Here is a 21,020-nt window from a genome sequence, read left to right as displayed (position 1 = left end):
GATGGCATTCACAGACCCGTTCATCCGCCGCCCGGTCCTGGCCAGCGTCATCAGCCTGCTGATCGTGCTGCTGGGTTTCCAGGCGTTCAGCAAACTCACCATCCGCGAATACCCGCAGATGGAGAACGCCCTGATCACCGTGACCACGGCCTACCCCGGCGCCAACGCCGAGACCATTCAGGGCTACATCACCCAGCCCTTGCAGCAGAGCCTGGCCAGCGCCGAAGGCATCGACTACATGACTTCGGTGAGCCGCCAGAACTTCTCGGTGATCTCGATCTACGCGCGTATCGGGTCCAACAGCGACCGGCTCTACACCGAGCTGCTGGCCAAGGCCAACGAGGTGAAGAACAAGCTGCCGCAGGACGCCGAAGACCCGGTGTTGAGCAAGGAAGCCGCCGACGCCTCGGCCCTGATGTACATCAGTTTCTACAGCTCGGAGCTGAACAACCCGCAGATCACCGACTATCTGTCCCGGGTCATCCAGCCCAAGCTCGCCACGCTGCCGGGCATGGCCGAGGCGGAGATTCTCGGCAACCAGGTGTTCGCCATGCGCCTGTGGCTGGACCCGGTCAAGCTCGCAGGTTTCGGCCTGACCGCCAACGACGTCACGGATGCGGTGCGCAAGTACAACTTCCTTTCCGCGGCCGGTGAGGTGAAGGGCGAGTACATCGTCACCAGCGTCAACGCCACCACGGACCTCAAGTCCCCCGAGACCTTCGCCGCCATCCCGCTGAAAACCGTCGGCGACAGCCGCGTGCTGCTGGGGGATGTGGCGCGGGTGGAAATGGGTGCGGAAAACTACGACACCGTCAGCTCGTTCGACGGCACGCCTTCGGTGTACATCGGCATCAAGGGCACGCCCAGTTCCAACCCGCTGGACGTCATCAAGGAAGTGCGGCGCATCATGCCGGAGCTGGAAAGCCAGTTGCCGCCAAGCCTGAAAGCCTCTATCGCCTACGACGCCACGCTGTTCATCCAGGCCTCGATCCACGAGGTCGCGAAGACCCTGATCGAAGCCGTGCTGATCGTGATCGTGGTGGTCTTCCTGTTCCTGGGCGCATTGCGCTCGGTGCTGATCCCGGTGATCACCATCCCGCTGTCGATGATCGGCGTGTTGTTCTTCATGCAGATGATGGGCTACTCGATCAACCTGCTGACGCTGCTGGCCATGGTGTTGGCCATCGGCCTGGTGGTGGACGACGCGATCGTGGTGGTGGAAAACATCCATCGGCACATCGAGGAAGGCAAGACGCCCCTCGATGCTGCGCTGGAGGGTGCCCGCGAGATCGCCATGCCGGTGGTCTCGATGACGATCACCCTGGCGGCCGTGTACGCGCCCATCGGCTTCCTGCAGGGGCTGACGGGTGCGCTGTTCAAGGAGTTCGCCCTGACGCTCGCCGGCGCGGTGGTGATTTCCGGCATCGTCGCCCTGACACTCTCGCCGATGATGTGCGCGATGCTGCTGCGCCACGACGAGAACCCCAGCGGCCTTGCCCACCGCCTCGACCGGATCTTCGACGGCCTGAAGACCCGCTATCAGCGCCTGCTGCACGGCACGCTGAACACGCGGCCGGTGGTGATCGTGTTCGCGGTGCTGGTGCTGTGCCTGATTCCGGTGTTCCTCAAGTTCAGCCAGTCGCAACTGGCGCCGGACGAGGACCAGGGCATCATCTTCATGATGGCCACCTCGCCGCAGCCGACCAACCTCGACTACATGAACAAGTACACCGACCAGTTCATCAGTATCTTCAAGGCGTTCCCGGAGTACTACTCCTCGTTCCAGATCAACGGTTTCAACGGCGTGCAGACCGGCGTCGGCGGCTTCCTGCTCAAGCCGTGGGACGAGCGCAGCCGCACCCAGATGGAATTGCTGCCGCAAGTCCAGGCCAAGCTCGAAGGCATCACCGGCTTGCAGATCTTCGGCTTCAACCTGCCGTCGCTGCCGGGCACCGGTGAGGGCCTGCCGTTCCAGTTCGTGATCAACACGCCCAACGACTACGCGGCGCTGCTGGAGGTGGTCGACCGGATCAAGAAACGCGCGACCGAATCCGGCAAGTTCGCCTTCCTGGATGTGGACCTGGCGTTCGACAAGCCGGAGGTGGTGGTCGATATCGACCGCGCCAAGGCGGCGCAGATGGGGGTGTCCATGCAGGACCTGGGCGGCAGCCTTGCGACACTGCTCGGCGAGGCGGAGATCAACCGTTTCACCATCGATGGCCGCAGCTACAAGGTCATTGCCCAGGTGGAGCGAGCCTACCGCGACAACCCGCAATGGCTCTCCAACTACTACGTGAAAAACACCGATGGCAAGATGCTGCCGCTGTCGACCCTGATCACGGTCAGCGACCGGGCACGACCGCGTCAGCTCAACCAGTTCCAGCAGCTCAACTCCGCGATCATCTCGGGCTTCCCGCTGGTGAGCATGGGCGAAGCCATCGACACGGTCCGCGACATTGCCCGCGAAGAAGCTCCGGCCGGGTTCGCCTATGACTACGCCGGCGCGTCCCGGCAGTTCGTGCAGGAGGGCAATGCGCTGTGGGTCACGTTCGGCCTGGCACTGGCGATCATCTTCCTGGTGCTGGCCGCGCAGTTCGAAAGCTTCCGTGACCCGCTGGTGATTCTGGTGACGGTGCCACTGTCGATCTGCGGGGCGCTGATACCGCTGTTCCTCGGTGTCTCGACGCTGAACATCTACACCCAGGTGGGGCTGGTGACCCTGATTGGTCTGATCAGCAAGCACGGCATCCTGATCGTCGAATTCGCCAACCAGCTGCGCCGGGACAAGGGCCTGAGCGCCCGCGAGGCGGTGGAAGAAGCCGCCGCAATCCGCCTGCGCCCGGTGCTGATGACCACCGCTGCGATGGTGTTCGGCATGGTGCCGTTGATCCTCGCGACCGGCGCAGGCGCCGTGAGCCGCTTCGACATCGGCCTGGTGATCGCGACGGGAATGTCGGTGGGGACGTTGTTTACGCTGTTTGTGTTGCCTTGTTTTTATACGCTTTTGGCGGGGCGGGATTCTAAGTCGCAGCGTGAGGGCGGGGTTGAGTTGAAATCGCCACATTGATGCCCTCAAGGGTTGGCTCGAGATTGCAACTCTGAAGCCCTGCGGGCCTGATCGCGAGCAAGCTCACTCCTACATCTGTTGCAACGTACCATGGCCTGATGGACCGAGTTGGTAGCCTTGGTGTCAGGCCTTGAGATAGCTTGAAAAGCGATCAACCCGGTCTTTCGGATGCGGCACGTTTCAACAAATGTAGGAGTGAGCTTGCTCGCGATCAGGCCCGAAGGGCATCAGAGTAAGAATTCCAAGCCAACAGAAACAAAAAAGCCCCGAATCCTCGGGGCTTTTTTGTCACATGGTGCTCTCAATGCTGCGGCCCCGAACCCTGGGCCAGCCCGAACATCAACAACAGCAGATCGTGATCCGGGCGAACGGGCGAGTCGATCTTCGCCACCCGCGGCAAGGCACATTGCCCCTCGCCGTGTACTGCGCTCAGAATCTTCGGTCTGGGTTGCTCCCAGGCTGCCATGGCTATGGATGCGATGCCCAACGCCCCGACTACAAACAAACCTCGCGCCAGTTCTAACTTCATCGATCTAAACCTTTGATGGGGCTGCCAAACGCCGTCTCGTAAAAGTAGACGAGCTTCTTCCAGTCCGCAGGCTGGAACGACGAATGGCGACGCAACTGTTTCATGTCGTGCTGGGCGGCGCCGTAGGCGGTCAGGCGCTGACGGCATTTCTCCAGATCCAGCAGCGCCACTTCAGGCCTGGCGTTCGCACCCTCGCCCACCACGCGGACGAAAACGTGCTTGATATAGATGCAACTGTGCTGCCAGCGCCCCTTGTGCATGCGCGCCAGGTTCTGGGCCAGTTCCTTGAGCATCTGCTCATGAACAGCCTCGCCGAACTGCTCGCGACCACCGGCCTTCAGCCAGTTCTCGTACTCGTCGTAGCCTTCCAGCGCAGCCGTGACCAGCAAGGCACGCCATTCGTTTTTCTCGTCACGCTCGGCACCGCAGAACACCATGCGCGGCACGTTGACGTCGAGTTGACGCAAGCCCTCGAGGGCATCGCGCTCGCGCAGCACCGTCGGGCGACCGAAGGGATGCAGCCAGCTGCGGTAGATGTGACCGACCTGGCGCTTGACGTACAACAGGCGGCCATTCTCCGACACGACGCGCTGAACGCCACTTTCCCCACCGCGACGAACGTTGGGCTCTTCTACCCAATCACCCTTGGTATTCCAGAAATAGGCAAAACGGTCCTTGGCGGGAACGGTCAACTCAGCTGCGAAATCCACGGCCATCCTGTTACCTCTTACGTAATAGATACACTCGCCACATGGCGTACAACGGCAGGAAATCCAGTCGTTCCTGGATGCGGAATCCTGCCTGTTCGAACTCGGCCTCGACTGTGGCCACCGGTAACACAAAGCGGTTCTGGTAACCCTCCTGATGGCGGTTACGCTCGGCACGCTTGCGTTTCCAGGCTTTGAAATTGCCATCGACCCACAACGAAATGATCACGCTGTCGCGGGTGACTCGATGAAACTCGTTGAGCAGCACTGCTCTGTCTTCCGGGTTTCCTACATGGTGCAAAAGACGCATGCAGAAGATGTTGTCTACAGCGTTGTCAGGCATGTCGATGGCGAATGCAGATGTCTGCAAGGGCTGTACCCGTTTCACCACCTCGGCCGGCTGCGACTCGCAGGCGGTCTTGACCATCGACGCCGAATTGTCGGCCCCGATGATGACCCGATTGGCCTTTTCCGCCAGCAGCGGCCAGAAACGACCGGCGCCACAGGGCAGGTCCAGAACCAGTCCCGGCTCACCTGCCAGCGCCAGTGCGCGGCGGGCCAACTGCTTGTCGCGACGATCAGACATCTGCCGGGCGAATCCGTCCCGGTGCTTGCGAAAATATTTTCTGGCGTGCTCGTCGTCGTATTTACGTGAGAAATCAAGCTCGACCCGCTTGCTCATGGCTGTATCTCCTGAAGGTGATACCGCCAAAACTAAGGGGATTTACGTGATCCTCAGGTCACCTGAATGTGAAAAAAACGTCCAGAGCGCCGCGCAAATGTTACGAGGTTTTACCAGAAGATAGGGCTAGCATATGGCCATAAGTTGCAAGATCACAGCAAACTTTACATTGCCTGTACATTTGTACCAACTCGGTGGTGCCGCTATCACTCCGTACGTTTCTTGAATTCGACGCTGAATCGACAGCCATTCGGCTGCATGTGGTCCAGGCTTACTGTCCAGCCCTGGTTCTCGCAGATCCGCTGAACCAGCGACAGCCCAAGCCCCAGGCCCTCCCCGCGCTTCTCGTTGCCGCGCACGAACGGCTGGAACATCGCCTCGCGCTTTTCTTCGGGAATGCCGACGCCCGAATCCTCGACGGTAAAGCCCTGCGCCAGCAGCGTCAGGCGAATGAAACCGTGATCGGTGTAGTGCAGCGCATTTCGCAGCAGGTTGCCCATCACCGCGTACAGGAAGGTCGCGTTGTAATTGCCGTGGGACGCATGCTCGGGGTGGTATTCAAGCAACAGCCCCTTGGCCTCGATAGGCTCGCGCCACAGGGTCAGCAGCTGTTGGGCCGCCCCCTGCAGGGTCAACTGGGGGTTCATGCTGGCGTCGTCGCGCTGGGTGCGGGCCAGCATCAGGAAGGTCTGCACCAGATCACGCATCTCTTCGCAGGCACGTTCGATGCGCTCGACCTGGGCACGGGCGCGCTGATCCAGCGCCGGGTTTTCCAGCAGCAGTTCGCAAGAACTTGCCAGCACCATCAGCGGGGTGCGCAGTTCGTGGCTGACGTCACTGGTGAACATGCGCTCGCGGGTCAAGGCATCGCGCAGGCGACCCAGGGTGGCGTCGAAGGCCACTGCCAACTCCCCCACTTCATCGGCCGCATAGTCCGGGGCCAGAGGCGGTGCCAGGCCCAGCAACTGGTCACGATGGCGCACCTGGCGCGCCAGGCGCACCACCGGTGCCATGACCCGGCGGGCAAGGACCCAGCCCAGGAAAACCGCCAGCGCCAGCGCCAGCACGAAGCCCACCAGCACCACGGCGAACAGCACGCGCTCGCGCTCTTCGAAGTCGCTCTGATCCTGCAGCAGCACGTAATGACGGCCGTCCACTACTTCAACCATGGCGTGGTACGACAGCGGGCCACGAAACACTTCGTGAAAGCCCGGCTCCAGATGCCGCAGATCCTTGGGCAGTTCGAAGTCACCCGGCCCGCCGCTGAAATAGAACAACTGGTCGGGCTCGGGCCGGTGGCTCCAGTCCTCGACACTGTCCATCAACAACAGGCGGGTGAGGTCACCCCCCAAGCCTGACGAGATCAGTTTTTCTTCCACCAGGTGCACCGTCGCGACGATGCCCATGGCGAACGACCCGGCCACCAGCGCGCTCATCAACGCAAAGGCGATGATGATCCGCTGGGCAAGGCTCTGCTTAAACTCCATCGCGGCCCTCGGCCAGACGGTATCCGACACCGTGCACGGTCTGCAGCAGCGGTTTGGCGAATGGCTTGTCGATCACCTGACGCAACTGGTGGACGTGGCTGCGCAGGCTGTCGCTGTCCGGGCAATCGTCGCCCCACAGTGCTTCTTCGAGAATTTCCCGGCGCAGCACATGGGGGCTCTTCTGCATCAGTACGGCCAGCAGCTTGAGGCCCACCGGGTTGAGCTTGAGCATGCGGCCTTCGCGCGTGACTTCCAGGGTGTCCAGGTCATAGATCAGGTCAGCCACCTGCAAGGTGCGCCGGCCGCCGCCCTGGGCGCGACGCAGGACCGCCTCGATGCGCGCAGCCAGCTCTGAAAGCGCAAAGGGCTTGAGCAGGTAATCGTCGGCGCCGGAACGGAAGCCTTGCAGACGATCATCGAGCTGGTCGCGGGCGGTGAGCATGATGACCGGCGTGTCGCGACGGGCATCTTCACGCAGACGCTTGCACAGGGTGTAGCCGTCGATGCCGGGCAGCATGATGTCGAGCACGATCAGGTCGTAGTGTTCGGTGGCGGCAAGGTGCAGTCCGGACAGGCCGTCCTGCGCGCAATCCACGGTATAGCCCTTCAAACCCAGGTAGTCGGCCAGGTTCGCCAGGATGTCGCGGTTGTCCTCAACCAGCAGAATTCTCATGGGTGCATGTCTCCATATGCGGTTGTCGGCGTGACCCGGGCACAGCGCAAGCCTGTGCACTCGATGAGTCAGAGTTGGCGGCAGCTTAAGGCCAAGCGCGCCCGAGGGCCAGCGCCCGAGTGCATAACGTTTTTTTCACTCGTGATTCACAGCCCCGCGACAGGCCGGGGTACAGACTGCCGAACGCTCTCGGTCAACCTCCTTGCCATTACACGGGATTTCCCATGTCAGACGTTTTCGAACGGCCCGCCTCGCGCCCGATCAACCTTTGGGTTTATCTGGGTATTCCGGCGATCACCGCCATCACCCTGCTGTTGCTGGAACTCACTTCGCTGGACATGGACATCGCCAAGCTGGCCTACGATCCGGCAGCGGGCGGGTTCATCGGCAAGCACAGTTACTTTCTGGAAAACATACTTCACGACCGCGCCAAACAGGCCGTGATTGCGATGGGGGTGCTGTCATTTGCCGGTTTCGTCGCCTCTTTCTTCGTCGGACCGCTCAAGTCATGGAAACGCGAGCTTGGCTGCCTGGTGCTGTCGATGGCGTTGTCCACCAGCTTCGTCACGCCGGTCAAAGTGGTGACCTCCGTGCAGTGTCCCTGGAGCCTGACCGAATTCGGCGGGCAGGAAACCTACAGCGAACTGCTCAGCCCACGCCCACCGACTGACAAGCCAGGGCGTTGCTGGCCGGGTGGTCACGCGGCAACCGGTTTTACCCTGTTCGCGCTGTTTTTCGTCTTCCGCGACCGCCGTCCACGCCTGGCCAAGGCCGGCCTGATCTTCGCATTTGGCCTGGGCACGGTGTTTTCCGTCGGCCGGATGTTGCAGGGCGCGCATTTCTTTTCGCACAACATCTGGACGGCGGTGTTTTGCTGGCTGATCTGCCTGGGGGCTTATTACGCCGTGTTGTACCGGCCGGTGGGCGGGAAAGACAAGGTGGTCGAGGGGGCGGCGGTTTCGGGGTAGGCCGAGATGTTGGATTGGGATCGATACATTGATGCCCTTCGGGCGCATCGCGAGCAAGCTCACTCCTACATTTTTTGCAACGTGCCGCATCCTGAAAGATTACCTTGTCCGCCTTTGGCATTCCAAGCCAACCCCCGAGTGAACTCCAAAGGCTACCAACTCGGTCTATCAGGCCATGGCACGTTTAAGCAAATGTAGGAGTGAGCTTGCTCGCGATCAGGCCCAAAGGGTTTCAAAGTAAGAATCTCGAGTGAACCTCCATAAAAAAACCCCGCCGAAGCGGGGTTTTTTGTACATCGGGGTAAGGCTGGCTTACATCATGCCGCCCATGCCACCCATGCCGCCCATGTCTGGCATGCCGCCAGCTGCAGGCTTGTCTTCTGGCACGTCAGCGATCATGGCTTCAGTGGTGATCATCAGACTGGCAATCGAGGACGCCGCCTGCAGAGCAGAGCGAGTCACTTTGGCCGGGTCCAGGATACCCATTTCGATCATGTCGCCGTATTCGCCGCTCGCAGCGTTGTAACCGAAGTTACCCGAACCCTGCTTGACCTTGTCGACCACAACGCTTGGCTCGTCACCGGAGTTGGCAACGATCTGGCGCAGTGGCGCTTCAACAGCGCGACGCAGCAGAGCGATACCGACGTTCTGATCGGCGTTGTCGCCTTTCAGTTCGGAGATGGCCTGCAGCGAGCGAACCAGCGCTACGCCACCGCCAGGTACCACGCCTTCTTCGACGGCTGCGCGGGTTGCGTGCAGGGCGTCTTCAACGCGGGCTTTCTTCTCTTTCATTTCAACTTCGGAACCAGCACCGACCTTGATCACTGCAACGCCGCCGGACAGCTTGGCCAGACGCTCTTGCAGTTTCTCTTTGTCGTAGTCGGACGAAGTGTCGCCGATCTGCTGACGGATCTGGGCGATACGGCCGTCGATGTCAGTACGAACGCCAGCACCGTCGATGATGGTGGTGTTTTCTTTGTTCAGAACGACACGCTTGGCATTACCCAGGTGTTCCAGGGTAGTGGTTTCCAGGCTCAGGCCGATCTCTTCGGAGATAACGGTACCGCCGGTCAGGACAGCGATGTCCTGCAGCATGGCCTTGCGACGGTCGCCGAAGCCTGGCGCCTTGACGGCTGCGACTTTGACGATGCCACGCATGTTGTTCACGACCAGAGTCGCCAGGGCTTCGCCTTCGACGTCTTCGGCAACGATCAGCAGCGGACGGCCGGCTTTGGCAACGGCTTCCAGCACTGGCAGCATTTCGCGGATGTTGGAGATCTTCTTGTCAACCAGCAGCAGCAGCGGGCTGTCCAGCTCGGCAACCATGGTGTCCGGCTTGTTGATGAAGTACGGGGACAGGTAGCCACGGTCGAACTGCATGCCTTCTACAACCGACAGTTCGTTTTCCAGGCCAGTGCCTTCTTCAACGGTGATAACGCCGTCTTTGGTCACTTTTTCCATGGCTTCGGCAATGATGTCGCCGATGGAGTTGTCGGAGTTGGCCGAGATGGTGCCGACCTGAGCGATGGCTTTGGTGTCGGTGCAAGGCTTGGACAGTTTCTTCAGTTCAGCAACGATGGCGATGGTCGCCTTGTCGATGCCGCGCTTGAGGTCCATCGGGTTCATGCCGGCAGCGACAGCTTTCAGGCCTTCGTTGACGATGGCTTGAGCCAGAACGGTAGCGGTGGTGGTACCGTCACCGGCGTCGTCGTTGGCACGGGAGGCAACGTCTTTGACCAGCTGCGCGCCCATGTTTTCGAAACGGTCTTTGAGTTCGATTTCCTTGGCGACCGACACACCGTCTTTGGTGATCAGAGGAGCGCCGAAGCTTTTCTCGATGATGACGTTACGGCCTTTCGGGCCCAGGGTCGCTTTGACGGCGTCGGCCAGGACGTTTACACCAGCCAGCATCTTTTTACGGCCAGCGTCGCCGAATTTAACTTCTTTAGCAGCCATGATCGTTATTCCTTAAATACTTTGTAGTAACGGGAAATGCGGGGTATCAACTCAGCCTTCGACGACCGCGAGAATTTCGTTCTCGCTCATCACCAGCAGGTCTTCGCCGTCTACTTTCACAGTGTTGCTGCCGGAGTAAGGGCCGAACACCACTTTGTCACCCACTTTCACGGCCAGCGCACGTACTTCACCGTTGTCCAGGATGCGACCAGCGCCGACAGCGATGACTTCGCCACGGTTTGGTTTTTCAGCAGCCGAACCTGGCAGCACGATACCGCCAGCAGTCTTGGTTTCTTCTTCGCTGCGACGGATTACGACGCGGTCATGCAGAGGACGAAGCTTCATTGTCGATCTCCTAATTATGGTTTTTGAACGCCCGGTGCTGACACCGGCCGGTTAAAACATCCGGGCTTGCCGGTTGCGGTTCGCAGGCGAACCGCAGAATACGGTCTGACGAAATGCGCCAGAAACCTTGCGGTGACCCATACATAAGGGCGTGCAAGCTGATTACAAGGCTGGCCGGATTTTTTTTTTACAAACCCCGGGAACGAAAACGGACACGGCACCCGAAGGTGCCGTGCTCGCATCGCAGTGCGGATCACTTCTTGTCGACAGGCTCGTACTCGCCTTCGATGACCTCACCTTCGATCACCTCGGGGCGACGGGTACCGGGACGAGACGCTCCCGGATTCATCGGCCCCGCCGAACGCAGGTCGTCGGCGAACGCACGCTGACGGTCGGCCTGTGCCTGGGCACGCTGGCGCACCTTGTTCGCCAGCAGGCGGCGGGTGAACGGCATCAGACAGATCAGGCCCAGCACGTCACTGATGAAACCAGGCAGCACCAGCAGGCCACCGCCGACTGTCATCATCAGGCCGTCCATCATCTGCTGCGCGGGCAACTCGCCCCGCGCCAGACTTTCACGGGCGCTCATGGCGGTCGCAAGGCCTGCGACGCGAATCACGAAGATCCCGAGCATGGAACCGGCGACGACCAGCAGGAAGGTCGCCAGAAAGCCGATGGACATGCCGACTTTCACCAGCACGAACAGCTCGAGCACCGGAAAAAGCAATAAAAGCAGTAGAAAAGCGCGCATCAAATAGTTTCCTCAACGGAAGAAGGCTTCCAGTAGACACTAGGTGAAGTCGCAAAGTCGTTAATTCAAGCCTCGGCTGCTTCAACGGTCGGCCATTTTTCGGCGTGAGCCAGTTGAACCAAGGCCTGGCGGACTTGTGTCGGCGTATTGCAAGGCTCGGCAAAGGCCAGCCAGTAGACGCCCTGGCCGATGCGCAGGTGCATGCCCTCGGCGTCGATACCGACCAGTTGCGCAGGCTCCGTTTGCGGCAGGCCGGCCAGTTCGACGTAATGGGCGATGGCCTTGGTGTGGTCTTCATTCATGTGCTCGACCATGCCGGTCTCGGCCTGACCCGCGAACGGGTTGGCCAGCGCCACCTCGTCGAGCCAGTGGATCGCGCCAAAGCCGCCGATGTAGCGGTAGCGCACCGGCACCAGGACCCAGAAATCGAAATCATGGGCGCTGTGGTAGCTCTCGGAATCCGGGAAAAAGCGGTAGTAGCGCTGTGCTGCGGCGGCGATGGCGGCTTCGTCGGTGAGTTTCTGCGCCTGGGCCATGACCGTCACGCGGCCTACGGCCTGGATGTCTTCGGCCTCACGCTCGCCCACCAGCAGCGAGCACTTGTCGTCGCGCTGCAGGTTGTGGGTGTGCTGGGCAATACGGCTGATGAGGATCAGCGGGCGGCCCTGGTCATCCAGGCAATACGGCACCACGGAGCCAAAGGGATAACCGGGCATCGACTTGGAATGGGTCGACAGCACGCCGCGATACTCCTTGAGCAGCAGTGCTCGGGCTTGCCGGTTGGCTTTGACGCTCATGGTGTGGCTCCTGAACAGATGGTAGAGGCCACACGATAATCGTTATCGCGAACGGGTGCCAGATTGAGGAGGCGTGACGATTTTGCGGGGATTTCGCGTAATTTTTTTCGACTCAGCACTGCCCCTGTAGGAGTGAGCTTGCTCGCGATAGCGGTGTGTCATCACAGTCATCGACACCTGACACAACGCAATCGCGAGCAAGCTCACTCCTACAGGTCGTGTTGCCAGCCAACTACGCGACTGGCATACAACCTTTATAAAGCAGACTTTACCAGGCCACACCAAACCCTGCGGTGTAGCGGGTCTTGTTCAGGTTGCCGTCGTCGGAGCCGCTGATGATGTCCTTCTCGGCCTTGACGTTGAGCGAGGCCCATTCGGTGACCTTGTAGCGCAGGCCGACTTCGGTATCCAGGCTGTAGTCCGCCACGCTGCCGATAGGCTTGCCCACTTCACCGTTGGTGAAGAACTCGACCTTCTTGCCGATCAGGTAGCGGTTGTAATCCCAGGTGCCGGAAACCGAGTAGAAATTGTCTTTCGCGCCGTTGGAATATTCGAAGTCGGTGCGGTTGAGCAGGGTGCCGACCTTGAACGCGCCCAACTCGTCATCCCAGAACTGGTAGCCCGGACCGGTACCCACGGTGCGCTGGCGGCGCAGGTCTTCGATGCCGTCGTGCTTGTAGGTCAGGCGGCCATCCCAGAACCACTTGTCGGTCAGGAAGCGGTCGATGGAGTACTCGGCGCTCCAGTTGTTGGTGGTGGTCAGGTCATCCTGGGTTTCGCGGTTGTATTCGCCCTTGGCGTTGTGACGCCAGCGGCCGTGAGTGGCCGAGGTCTTGAAGGCGATGTTGTAGTCGTCGGTGTCCTTGTCGGCGCGCTGGAAGTCGAGCGCGGCATCGACGTTGCCCTTCCACACCAGGTCCGTGACCACGGGCTTGGGCTTCATGATCTGCTGGATGCTGGCCAGATCCACGGTCTTGGGCGCATCGCCGTTGGCCAGGGTGACCTTGCCGTCGTCGGCTGCGTGCAGGGATTTGGAAATCTCGCCGGTGTAGGCGTCCTGCTTGACCAGCAGGTGCTGATCGCTTTCCAGCGTCTTGACTTCCTTCCAGTCCAGCGGAATATCGCCTGCATACTTGGTATTGAGCAGCAGTTTTCCGCCATCGAAGACCTTGATGGTCCCGGTCAGTTTGTCACCGTTCTTCAACCAGACGGTGTCAGCGAGCAAGGGGGTGGAAACACTGGTGATAGCAAGGCACAGCAAAGTTCTGGACAGCATAAGCAACTACAACGCTCTGGTTTGCGGAAACGGGGCATTATCCGTGAGGATAACGTCGTGGCAATCCATGGACCGCCGGCACAGGTATCACTGACCGTAGGAATTTTCTGTAGTTCCTGAAGGAAAATTCTCGATCGTCAGACAATCAGGAACGAACATGTGATCGAACATATTTCGATGCAAGATGACCCGACCGGGCTGTCCCCCGCAGAGGCCCGACGCACGGCGCTTTACCTGACATTGCATCAGGTTCCCGAGGGAAAAGTCGTCAGTTACGGCCAACTCGCCGAGCTTGCCGGTTTAGGACGAGCGGCACGCTTCGTTGGCAGGGCCTTGAGTCAGTTGCCCGACGGCAGCAGCCTGCCATGGCATCGGGTACTGGGGGCCGGCGGGCGCCTGAGCCTGGCCGCCGGGACCGTTTCCGGCGAGGAACAAAGGGCCAGATTGCGGGCCGAAGGGGTGACCATCCGTAACAATCGTGTGGATATGCAGCGTCATGGCTGGCGTCCGACAGAGGACAACGGTTAGAGTGCGCGCTTTGTTTACGTAAACTGAGGCAGATTCCAGCCCATGCCCCGCAAAACCTGGCGCGCCGCGCTCGCCGCTTATGCCAGCCCCTCTACACTCGTATTGCTGTTGCTCGGCTTCGCCGCGGGCATGCCTTATATGCTGGTGTTTTCCACGCTCTCGGTCTGGCTTCGTGAAGCCGGTGTCGCCCGGGAAACCATCGGTTACGCCAGCCTGATCGGGCTGGCCTATGCCTTCAAATGGGTGTGGTCTCCCCTCCTCGACCAGTGGCGCCTGCCGCTGCTCGGCAAGCTGGGGCGGCGACGCTCCTGGCTGGTGCTCTCTCAGGCCCTGGTGATCATGGGCCTGATCGGCATGGGGTTCTGCGATCCGCAGCAGCATCTGTCCTGGCTGATCGCGATTGCGGTGGTGGTGGCCTTCTCGTCCGCCACCCAGGACATCGCCATCGACGCCTACCGGCTGGAGATTGCCTCCGACAGCCAGCAGGCCACCCTCGCTGCCAGTTACATGGCTGGGTATCGCGTGGCCGCCCTGCTCGCCACGGCCGGCGCGCTGTATTTCGCCGAAGGCTTCGGCTCTACCGGTTTTGCCTATAAGCATTCGGCGTGGACCGGCACCTATGTGCTGTTCGGCCTGCTGATGGTGCCGGCGCTGATCACCTCGCTGATCATGCGCGAACCGCCTGTGCCGCTGCGCACCCAGCTGTCGGCGGCGCGCTACGGCTTCACCCATCAACTGGCCTCGGTGTTCGTGCTGATCATCCTGCTGGTGTCGGTGCCTGCGATGTTCACCCAGCTGTACAACACCGATTTCGCCAGCGTGCTGTTCAAGGACGCCACCTGGAAAGACCTGTTGATGGAAGACCGCGCTTTCCTGCGCGCCATCCTCTACACCCTGCTGACCGGCGCATGCCTGTCGTCGTTCGGGCGTCGCGGCCTTGCACCAGTGCTGACGCCGATCAACGACTTCATCCTGCGTTATCGCTGGCAGGCGCTGTTGCTGCTGGGGCTGATCGCCACCTATCGCATGTCGGACACGGTGATGGGCGTGATGGCCAACGTGTTTTACATCGACCAGGGCTTCACCAAGGATCAGATCGCCAGCGTCAGCAAGATCTTCGGCCTGGTCATGACCCTGGTGGGTGCTGCGTTTGGCGGCCTGGCCATCGTGCGTTTCGGCATCCTGCCGATCCTGTTCATCGGTGGCGCGACGTCGGCGGCCACTAACCTGCTGTTCCTGATGCTGGCCGACATGGGCCCGAACCTGAAGATGCTGATCGTCACCATCTCGCTGGACAACTTCAGCTCGGGCTTGGCGACGTCGGCGTTCGTGGCCTACCTGTCGAGCCTGACCAACCTCAAGTTCTCGGCCACGCAATACGCGCTGCTCAGTTCGATCATGCTGCTGTTGCCGCGCCTGATCGGCGGCTACTCGGGCGTGATGGTGGAGAAGCTCGGGTATCACAACTTCTTCCTCGCCACCGCCGTGATGGGCGTACCGACGCTGTTCATGATCGCCCTGCACTGGGCGCAGGAGCTGCGCAAGGAAAAGCCTGCCGAGCCTGAGAAACCGGTCGAAGCCCCCGCCGGAGAGCAACACTGAACCCGTAGGAGCGCGCTTGCCCGCGATTGCGATTTATCAGTCACCCTTGCAGGGGCTGATACACCGCGTCGCGGGCAAGCGCGCTCCTACAGGTGATCGAGCGGCAACAAAAAGCCCCGGACTCTCGCGAGCCGGGGCTTTTGCGTTTCAGGGGCGAAGGATCAACGCTGAGGCGTTGCTTCCTGTTGCTCCTGCACCACGCGAATCACCCGTTGCGGGAACGGGATGTCGATGTTCTCGGCACGCAGGCGATCACGCGCCTCGGCGTTGAGCATGAAGATCACGTCCCAGTAATCCGAGGTCTTGGTCCACAGGCGCAGGGAAACGGTGATCGAGCTGTCGCCCAGCGTGGAAACCACCGCCTGGGGCCCCGGGTCGGCGAGCACCCGTGGGTCCTTGGCCAGTTCCAGCAACACTTCCCGGGCCTTCTGCAGGTCGGCGTCGTAGTCCACGCCGACATCGAACACGACCTTGCGCGTCGGCTGACGGTTGGTGTTGGTGATGATGCCGTTGGACAGATTGCCGTTGGGCAGGATCACCGTCTTGTTGTCGCCGGTGCGCAGGATGGTGTGGAAAATCTGGATGCTGTCCACGGTGCCTGACACACCCTGGGCTTCGATCCAGTCACCGATGCGGAACGGGCGAAACAGCAGGATCAGGACCCCGCCTGCGAAGTTCGCAAGGCTGCCCTGCAACGCCAGGCCAATGGCCAGACCGGCGGCACCGATGGCGGCGACGAACGAGGTGGTTTCGACACCGATCATCGAGGCCACACTGACGATCAGCAGAATCTTCAGGATGATGTTGGCCAGGCTGCCGATGAAGCCCTGCAGGGCCAGGTCCACCTGACGATAGGCCAGCAGCGCGCTGACCCGGCCGGTGAGCTTGTTGATCAGCCACCAGCCCACCAGCAACACCACCAGCGCCAGCAACACCTTGCTGCCGTACTGCATGACCATGGGAATCCAGGCCTGGGAGGCCTTGACCAGGTGATCGACCTGGCCGTTCAAATCCAAATCCATTTATTTCTCCTCGCGGTCGCGAAAACGGAAGACAGAAACGCCGACACCCCGTGGCGCCAGCGTTTCAGAGGGACCTGCACTCGGACGCGCACAAACCGGTCAGGTTCCCGACGCTGAGGCAAATCAGAGGGCAATCAGTCGCGGAAGTTGTTGAACTGCAGCGGCATGCCGAATTCACGGGCACGCAGGGCCGCGATGGCCTCTTGCAGATCGTCACGCTTCTTGCCGGTCACGCGGACCTGCTCGCCCTGGATGGCAGCCTGGACCTTGAGCTTGGCATCCTTGATGTGAGCGACGATCTTCTTCGCCAGCTCCTTGTCGATGCCTTCCTTGAGCACGGCGTCCTGTTTCATCAGCTTGCCGGACGCATAGGCATCCTTCACTTCCAGGCACTGCACGTCGATCTTGCGCTTGACCAGCGCCAGCTTGAGGATCTCGATCATGGCCTCCAGCTGGAACTCGGCTTCAGCGGTCAGGTTGACGGTCAGATCCTTTTCCTTGAACTCGAAGCTGCCTTTGCCTTTGAGGTCGTAGCGACGGTCCAGCTCCTTGATCGCGTTGTCGACGGCATTCGTGACTTCGTGTTTATCCAGTTCGGACACTACGTCGAACGAGGGCATGTAGATTCTCCAATTGATACGGCGCGGCTCGACATGTAGATGGAGCACGCCTGACTTGACGGTATGAAAGCCCGGTCATTATAACGAGACTTTCCCGATGTTCATGTGAGCCTGCGATGTCGTTTGTGTTTTCCTTGCCCGTCTTTTTCCTGGATTCGCGGTGGGAACGCCTGTGAAACCTGATGTGTGGCACATTCTGGGCGCAGGCAGCCTTGGCAGTCTGTGGGCGACGCGACTGGCTCGCGCAGGTTTGCCGGTGCGGCTGATTCTGCGAGATGAGGTGCGCCTGGCCGCCTACACCGCCAAGGGCGGTTTGACGCTGAGCGAGCGAGGGCAACGTCACACCTTCGCCATCCCGGCTCAAACCCTGAACGCCGACGAACCCATCGAGCGGCTGCTGGTGGCGTGCAAGGCCTACGACGCCGAGCGGGCCGTGGCCAGCGTTGCCGGGCGTCTGAGCCCTGGTGCCGACATTCTCCTGTTACAAAACGGACTGGGCAGCCAGCAGGCGGTCGCGGCGCAGGTACCTGACGCACGTTGCATCTTTGTTTCCAGCACGGAGGGCGCGTTTCGGGATCAGGACTTCAGCGTGGTCTTCGCAGGCAAAGGCTTCAACTGGCTGGGCGATGGGCAGCAACTGGATGGACCGGACTGGATGGCTGAACTGATCAATGCGGCCATTCCCTGTGAGTGGACCGGGGACATCCTCGACCGTCTTTGGCGCAAGCTGGCGCTGAACTCCGCCATTAATCCGCTGACGGTGCTCTATGGCTGCCGCAATGGTGAGTTGCAGGCTCACGCGGCTGAGGTGGGCGCATTGTGCGATGAGCTCAGCCGCGTGCTGAGAGCGTGTGGACAGCCCCACGCGACGACCGGGCTGCATGAAGAAGTGTTTCGCGTCATCAGCGCCACGGCGGCGAATTATTCGTCGATGTATCAGGACGTGGCGCAGGGGCGACGAACGGAGATCAGTTATTTGCTGGGTTATGCCCGCCAGGCCGCAGCCCGCCATGGCTGCCCCGCCCCGCTTCTGGATACTCTGCAAGACCGGCTGGTTGCTCACCTGATCACAAAAGGCCTGCCAGACAACTGACCCGTAGCAGCACGGCTTGCCGGCGGGGGCGGCCTCGAGATCGCTCCCGCGGGCAAGCCCGGCTGCTACGGGTTCATGTGTACCGGCATTTGCGTTCACCACAAATCTCGTAGCAGCACGGCTTGCCGGCGTAGCGACCTCAAGCCAGTCGTCGCCGGCGAGCCGGACTGCTACGGATTGGGGGCGCATCTGTTTATGGTTTTGCACGGCGGGTTTGCGCAGGCGCCGAACAGCGCTAACCTGCCTGTTCCTCATCTGCCAGTGACCCTGCCCCATGCCATTGCGCCAGCGCCTCGAAAACCTGCCGGTCGGCCAGAAACTACTGGCGGCCCTGCTGGTTCTGCTGACCACCGTCCTGCTGGTCGCCAACCTGACCTTCATCAGCGCCGCCTATTACATCTCCCAGGAAGCCATGGCGCCTCAGGCCCTGCAGACCATCGGCCGGCTCATAAGCAACCCCGGGCTGTCCGATGAAGCGCTGTCATCCTCGGCCAACGCCCAGGCGCTGCTCAAGGAGCTGAAAAACTACGGCCCCCTGCGCGCCGCTGCGCTCTACGACAGCACCGGTGATCGCCTTGCCCAGGTGCAACAGGGCGACAAACTTCACCTGCCCGAGCACTACCGCAATCTGGAAAGCTGGCGTATCACCGAGTTTCGCAACACCCAGGTGATCCCTGTGCCCAAGCTGGGCCACGCGCCCGGCCATCTGCTGCTGGTGGCCAGCAGCGAACTGCCGACGGCCTTCTACACCGGAACCCTGACCGCAAGCCTCGGCATCCTGATTTTCAGCGTGTTGCTATGGGCCGGGGTCGCGCGGCAGATCCGCCGCTTCATCACCGAGCCAATCTATCAACTGGAGCAGCTGTCGCGCCGGGTGACCCGCGAGGAGAACTATGCCCTGCGGGCTGGCACCGGCAACCGCGATGAAATCGGCTCGCTGGCCGAGGCGTTCAACACCATGCTGTCGCGCATGGAAGCGCGGGAGCAGCAGCTCAAGCGCGCCCGCGACGAGTCCCAGGAAGCCTACGATCAGGCCCAGGGGCTGGCCGAAGAAACCCGCCACACCAACCGCAAGCTGGAACTCGAAGTCCAGGTGCGCAGCAAGATCGAGAAAAAGCTCACGGGTTTTCAGAATTACCTCAACAGCATCATCGACTCGATGCCGTCGGCGCTGATCGCCCTGGACGAACAGCTCTACGTCACCCAGTGGAACCAGGAAGCCGGCGCCCTCTCCGGCACGCCGCTGGACGAGGCCCTCAATCAGCCGATTTTCTTGGCCTTCCCGCCGATGAAGTCGTTTCTGCCGCAGATCAAGCAGACCGTCGAACGCCACACCGTGACCAAGATCGAGCGCGTCACCTGGGTCAAGGGCGACCTGACCCGCCACTTCGCCCTGACCTTCTACCCGCTGACCGGCGGTGCGGGGCGCGGCGTGGTGATCCGCATCGACGACATTACCCAGCGCCTGTCACTGGAAGACATGATGGTGCAGTCCGAGAAAATGCTCTCGGTGGGCGGTCTGGCGGCGGGCATGGCCCACGAGATCAACAACCCGCTGGGCGCGATCATGCACAACGTGCAGAACATCCGCCGGCGCCTGTCCCCGGAGTTGCCGAAGAACCTGGAGCAGGCCGAGCAGGAAGGCATCGAGCTGGGCGCGGTGAACCAGTACCTCAGCGCGCGGGAGGTGCCGCAGTTGCTGGATGGCATTCAGCACGCAGGCGCCCGGGCGGCGAAGATCGTCAGCCACATGCTCAGCTTCAGCCGGCGCAGCAACCGGCAGATGGCGCCATGCGATCTTCCGGGGCTGATCGACCAGGCCGTGGAAATCGCCAGCAATGACTTCGACCTGACCATCGGTTTCGACTTCAAGGGCCAGAACATTCTGCGCCAGTTCGACCCTCAACTCGGCCCAGTGCCAGGCACGGCCAACGAACTGGAGCAAGTGCTGCTCAACCTGCTGAAGAACGCCGCGCAGGCGATTCACCAGCGCGAACACGACGCCGAGCCCGGCCGCATCATCCTGCGCACCCGGCTGAACCCGCCATGGGCGGAAATCCAGGTCGAAGACAACGGCGTGGGCATGCCCGAAAGCGTGCGCAAGCGCATCTTCGAACCCTTCTTCACCACCAAGGAAGTCGGCCAGGGCACGGGGCTGGGGCTGTCGGTCTCATATTTCATCATCACCAACAATCACAAAGGCCAGATGGAGGTGCACTCCACCCTTGGCCAGGGCACCTGTTTCACGTTGCGCCTGCCGCTGGCGGGCAACCCGATGAACGTGCCGGCACCCCAGATCATTGGTCAGAACGACCGGGAGTAAGCTCATGGGATTTCGCTTGTCAAAAATTTACACACGCACCGGCGACCAGGGCGAGACCGGCCTGGGCGATGGCCGCCGCGTGCCGAAGGATCATCCACGGATCGAGGCCATCGGCGAAGTCGATGCGCTGAACAGCCAGCTCGGTTTGCTGTTGGCGGGGCTTGAAGGGCTGGCCCACGCCATGCCGACGTTTCAGGAGGTCATCGATGTGTTGGCGCCCTGTCAGCATCGGCTATTCGACCTGGGCGGCGAACTGGCCATGCCGGAGTACCAGGCGCTGAAGGGCGAGGAAGTCGAACGGCTGGAAGCCGCCATCGACAAATGGAACGACGAGGTGGGACCGCTGGAAAATTTTATTCTGCCCGGCGGCTCGACCCTGATCGCCCAGGCCCACGTCTGCCGCAGCCTGGCCCGCAGTGCCGAGCGACGCTGCCAGCATTTGAACGCTGTCGAGCCGCTGGCCGGGGTTGGGCTGGCTTATATCAATCGGCTGTCGGACTTGCTGTTCGTCGCGGCTCGGATCATTGCGCGCAGAGAGGGAGTGCCGGAGATTCTGTGGCAGCCCGCGAAAAAACCGGATTGACGGGGGATGTA

General features: G+C 61.2%; 19 protein-coding genes. 7 read left to right on the top strand and 12 right to left on the bottom strand.

Annotation, left to right across the window (positions count from 1 at the left end; all coding sequences use genetic code 11):
- The first annotated feature begins 1 nt into the window (after position 1).
- On the top strand, positions 2–3,067 hold the full coding sequence (locus NPS29_RS25325) for a multidrug efflux RND transporter permease subunit (RefSeq protein WP_274135964.1): 3,066 nt from the start codon (positions 2–4) through the stop codon (positions 3,065–3,067).
- A 301-nt stretch (positions 3,068–3,368) separates the two neighbouring features.
- Here NPS29_RS25325 and NPS29_RS25320 read toward each other — a convergent pair whose 3' ends face one another.
- The 5 genes from NPS29_RS25320 to colR form a co-directional block, all read right to left on the bottom strand.
- A complete protein-coding gene (locus NPS29_RS25320) occupies positions 3,369–3,596 on the bottom strand; it encodes a hypothetical protein (RefSeq protein WP_274135963.1) in 228 nt (75 codons plus the stop codon).
- Positions 3,593–4,312 (bottom strand): lipopolysaccharide kinase InaA family protein, encoded by a 720-nt coding sequence (locus NPS29_RS25315; RefSeq protein WP_274135961.1) that lies wholly within the window; start codon positions 4,310–4,312, stop codon positions 3,593–3,595. The genes NPS29_RS25320 and NPS29_RS25315 overlap by 4 nt, the downstream gene beginning before the upstream one ends.
- Before the next feature lie 4 nt (positions 4,313–4,316).
- Complete coding sequence (locus tag NPS29_RS25310) at positions 4,317–4,985, bottom strand: class I SAM-dependent methyltransferase (RefSeq protein ID WP_274135959.1); 669 nt, start codon at positions 4,983–4,985, stop codon at positions 4,317–4,319.
- Between the two features lie 206 nt (positions 4,986–5,191).
- Complete coding sequence (locus NPS29_RS25305) at positions 5,192–6,472, bottom strand: sensor histidine kinase (protein ID WP_274135958.1); 1,281 nt, start codon at positions 6,470–6,472, stop codon at positions 5,192–5,194.
- Complete coding sequence (gene colR, locus NPS29_RS25300) at positions 6,462–7,145, bottom strand: two-component system response regulator ColR (RefSeq protein WP_081565296.1); 684 nt, start codon at positions 7,143–7,145, stop codon at positions 6,462–6,464. The genes NPS29_RS25305 and colR overlap by 11 nt, the downstream gene beginning before the upstream one ends.
- A gap of 224 nt (positions 7,146–7,369) precedes the next feature.
- Here colR and NPS29_RS25295 point away from each other — a divergent pair, with 224 nt between their 5' ends.
- Positions 7,370–8,113, top strand: coding sequence for a phosphatase PAP2 family protein (locus NPS29_RS25295; RefSeq protein WP_274135956.1), 744 nt, complete (start codon positions 7,370–7,372; stop codon positions 8,111–8,113).
- Positions 8,114–8,425: 312 nt separating this feature from the next.
- Here NPS29_RS25295 and groL read toward each other — a convergent pair whose 3' ends face one another.
- The 5 genes from groL to NPS29_RS25270 all read right to left on the bottom strand — a co-directional run bounded on the left by groL (position 8,426) and on the right by NPS29_RS25270 (position 13,238).
- On the bottom strand, positions 8,426–10,069 hold the full coding sequence (groL, locus tag NPS29_RS25290) for a chaperonin GroEL (RefSeq protein ID WP_274135955.1): 1,644 nt from the start codon (positions 10,067–10,069) through the stop codon (positions 8,426–8,428).
- 51 nt (positions 10,070–10,120) lie between these two features.
- Positions 10,121–10,414, bottom strand: coding sequence for a co-chaperone GroES (locus NPS29_RS25285; protein WP_274135953.1), 294 nt, complete (start codon positions 10,412–10,414; stop codon positions 10,121–10,123).
- 253 nt (positions 10,415–10,667) lie between these two features.
- On the bottom strand, positions 10,668–11,165 hold the full coding sequence (locus NPS29_RS25280) for an FxsA family protein (RefSeq protein ID WP_274135951.1): 498 nt from the start codon (positions 11,163–11,165) through the stop codon (positions 10,668–10,670).
- 65 nt (positions 11,166–11,230) lie between these two features.
- Positions 11,231–11,962 (bottom strand): HugZ family protein, encoded by a 732-nt coding sequence (locus tag NPS29_RS25275; RefSeq protein WP_274135949.1) that lies wholly within the window; start codon positions 11,960–11,962, stop codon positions 11,231–11,233.
- A gap of 268 nt (positions 11,963–12,230) precedes the next feature.
- Entirely contained in the window at positions 12,231–13,238 is a 1,008-nt protein-coding gene (locus NPS29_RS25270) for a DUF481 domain-containing protein (RefSeq protein WP_274135948.1), read from the bottom strand.
- 177 nt (positions 13,239–13,415) lie between these two features.
- Here NPS29_RS25270 and NPS29_RS25265 point away from each other — a divergent pair, with 177 nt between their 5' ends.
- Both NPS29_RS25265 and NPS29_RS25260 read left to right on the top strand, forming a co-directional pair.
- Positions 13,416–13,766, top strand: coding sequence for an MGMT family protein (locus tag NPS29_RS25265; protein WP_274135980.1), 351 nt, complete (start codon positions 13,416–13,418; stop codon positions 13,764–13,766).
- A 42-nt stretch (positions 13,767–13,808) separates the two neighbouring features.
- A complete protein-coding gene (locus tag NPS29_RS25260; RefSeq protein ID WP_274135947.1) occupies positions 13,809–15,368 on the top strand; it encodes an AmpG family muropeptide MFS transporter in 1,560 nt (519 codons plus the stop codon).
- Positions 15,369–15,529: 161 nt separating this feature from the next.
- Here NPS29_RS25260 and NPS29_RS25255 read toward each other — a convergent pair whose 3' ends face one another.
- Positions 15,530–16,384, bottom strand: a complete 855-nt coding sequence (locus tag NPS29_RS25255) for a mechanosensitive ion channel family protein (protein WP_274135978.1) — start codon at positions 16,382–16,384, stop codon at positions 15,530–15,532.
- A 140-nt stretch (positions 16,385–16,524) separates the two neighbouring features.
- Complete coding sequence (locus NPS29_RS25250; protein ID WP_274135946.1) at positions 16,525–17,010, bottom strand: YajQ family cyclic di-GMP-binding protein; 486 nt, start codon at positions 17,008–17,010, stop codon at positions 16,525–16,527.
- A 172-nt stretch (positions 17,011–17,182) separates the two neighbouring features.
- Here NPS29_RS25250 and NPS29_RS25245 point away from each other — a divergent pair, with 172 nt between their 5' ends.
- From NPS29_RS25245 to NPS29_RS25235, 3 genes are all read left to right on the top strand, one after another.
- Complete coding sequence (locus NPS29_RS25245) at positions 17,183–18,103, top strand: putative 2-dehydropantoate 2-reductase (protein WP_274135945.1); 921 nt, start codon at positions 17,183–17,185, stop codon at positions 18,101–18,103.
- Between the two features lie 274 nt (positions 18,104–18,377).
- Positions 18,378–20,426 carry a sensor histidine kinase gene (locus tag NPS29_RS25240; protein WP_274135944.1) on the top strand — a complete coding sequence of 683 codons (2,049 nt, stop codon included), beginning with the start codon at positions 18,378–18,380 and terminating at the stop codon, positions 20,424–20,426.
- 4 nt (positions 20,427–20,430) lie between these two features.
- Complete coding sequence (locus tag NPS29_RS25235) at positions 20,431–21,009, top strand: cob(I)yrinic acid a,c-diamide adenosyltransferase (protein ID WP_274135943.1); 579 nt, start codon at positions 20,431–20,433, stop codon at positions 21,007–21,009.
- Positions 21,010–21,020 lie beyond the last annotated feature (11 nt).

It is taken from the genome of Pseudomonas putida, assembly GCF_028682175.1.
GTDB lineage: Bacteria > Pseudomonadota > Gammaproteobacteria > Pseudomonadales > Pseudomonadaceae > Aquipseudomonas > Aquipseudomonas putida_AD.
The sequence above is the reverse complement of the archived record's forward strand: the minus strand, read 5'-3'. Positions and strand labels throughout refer to the sequence as shown.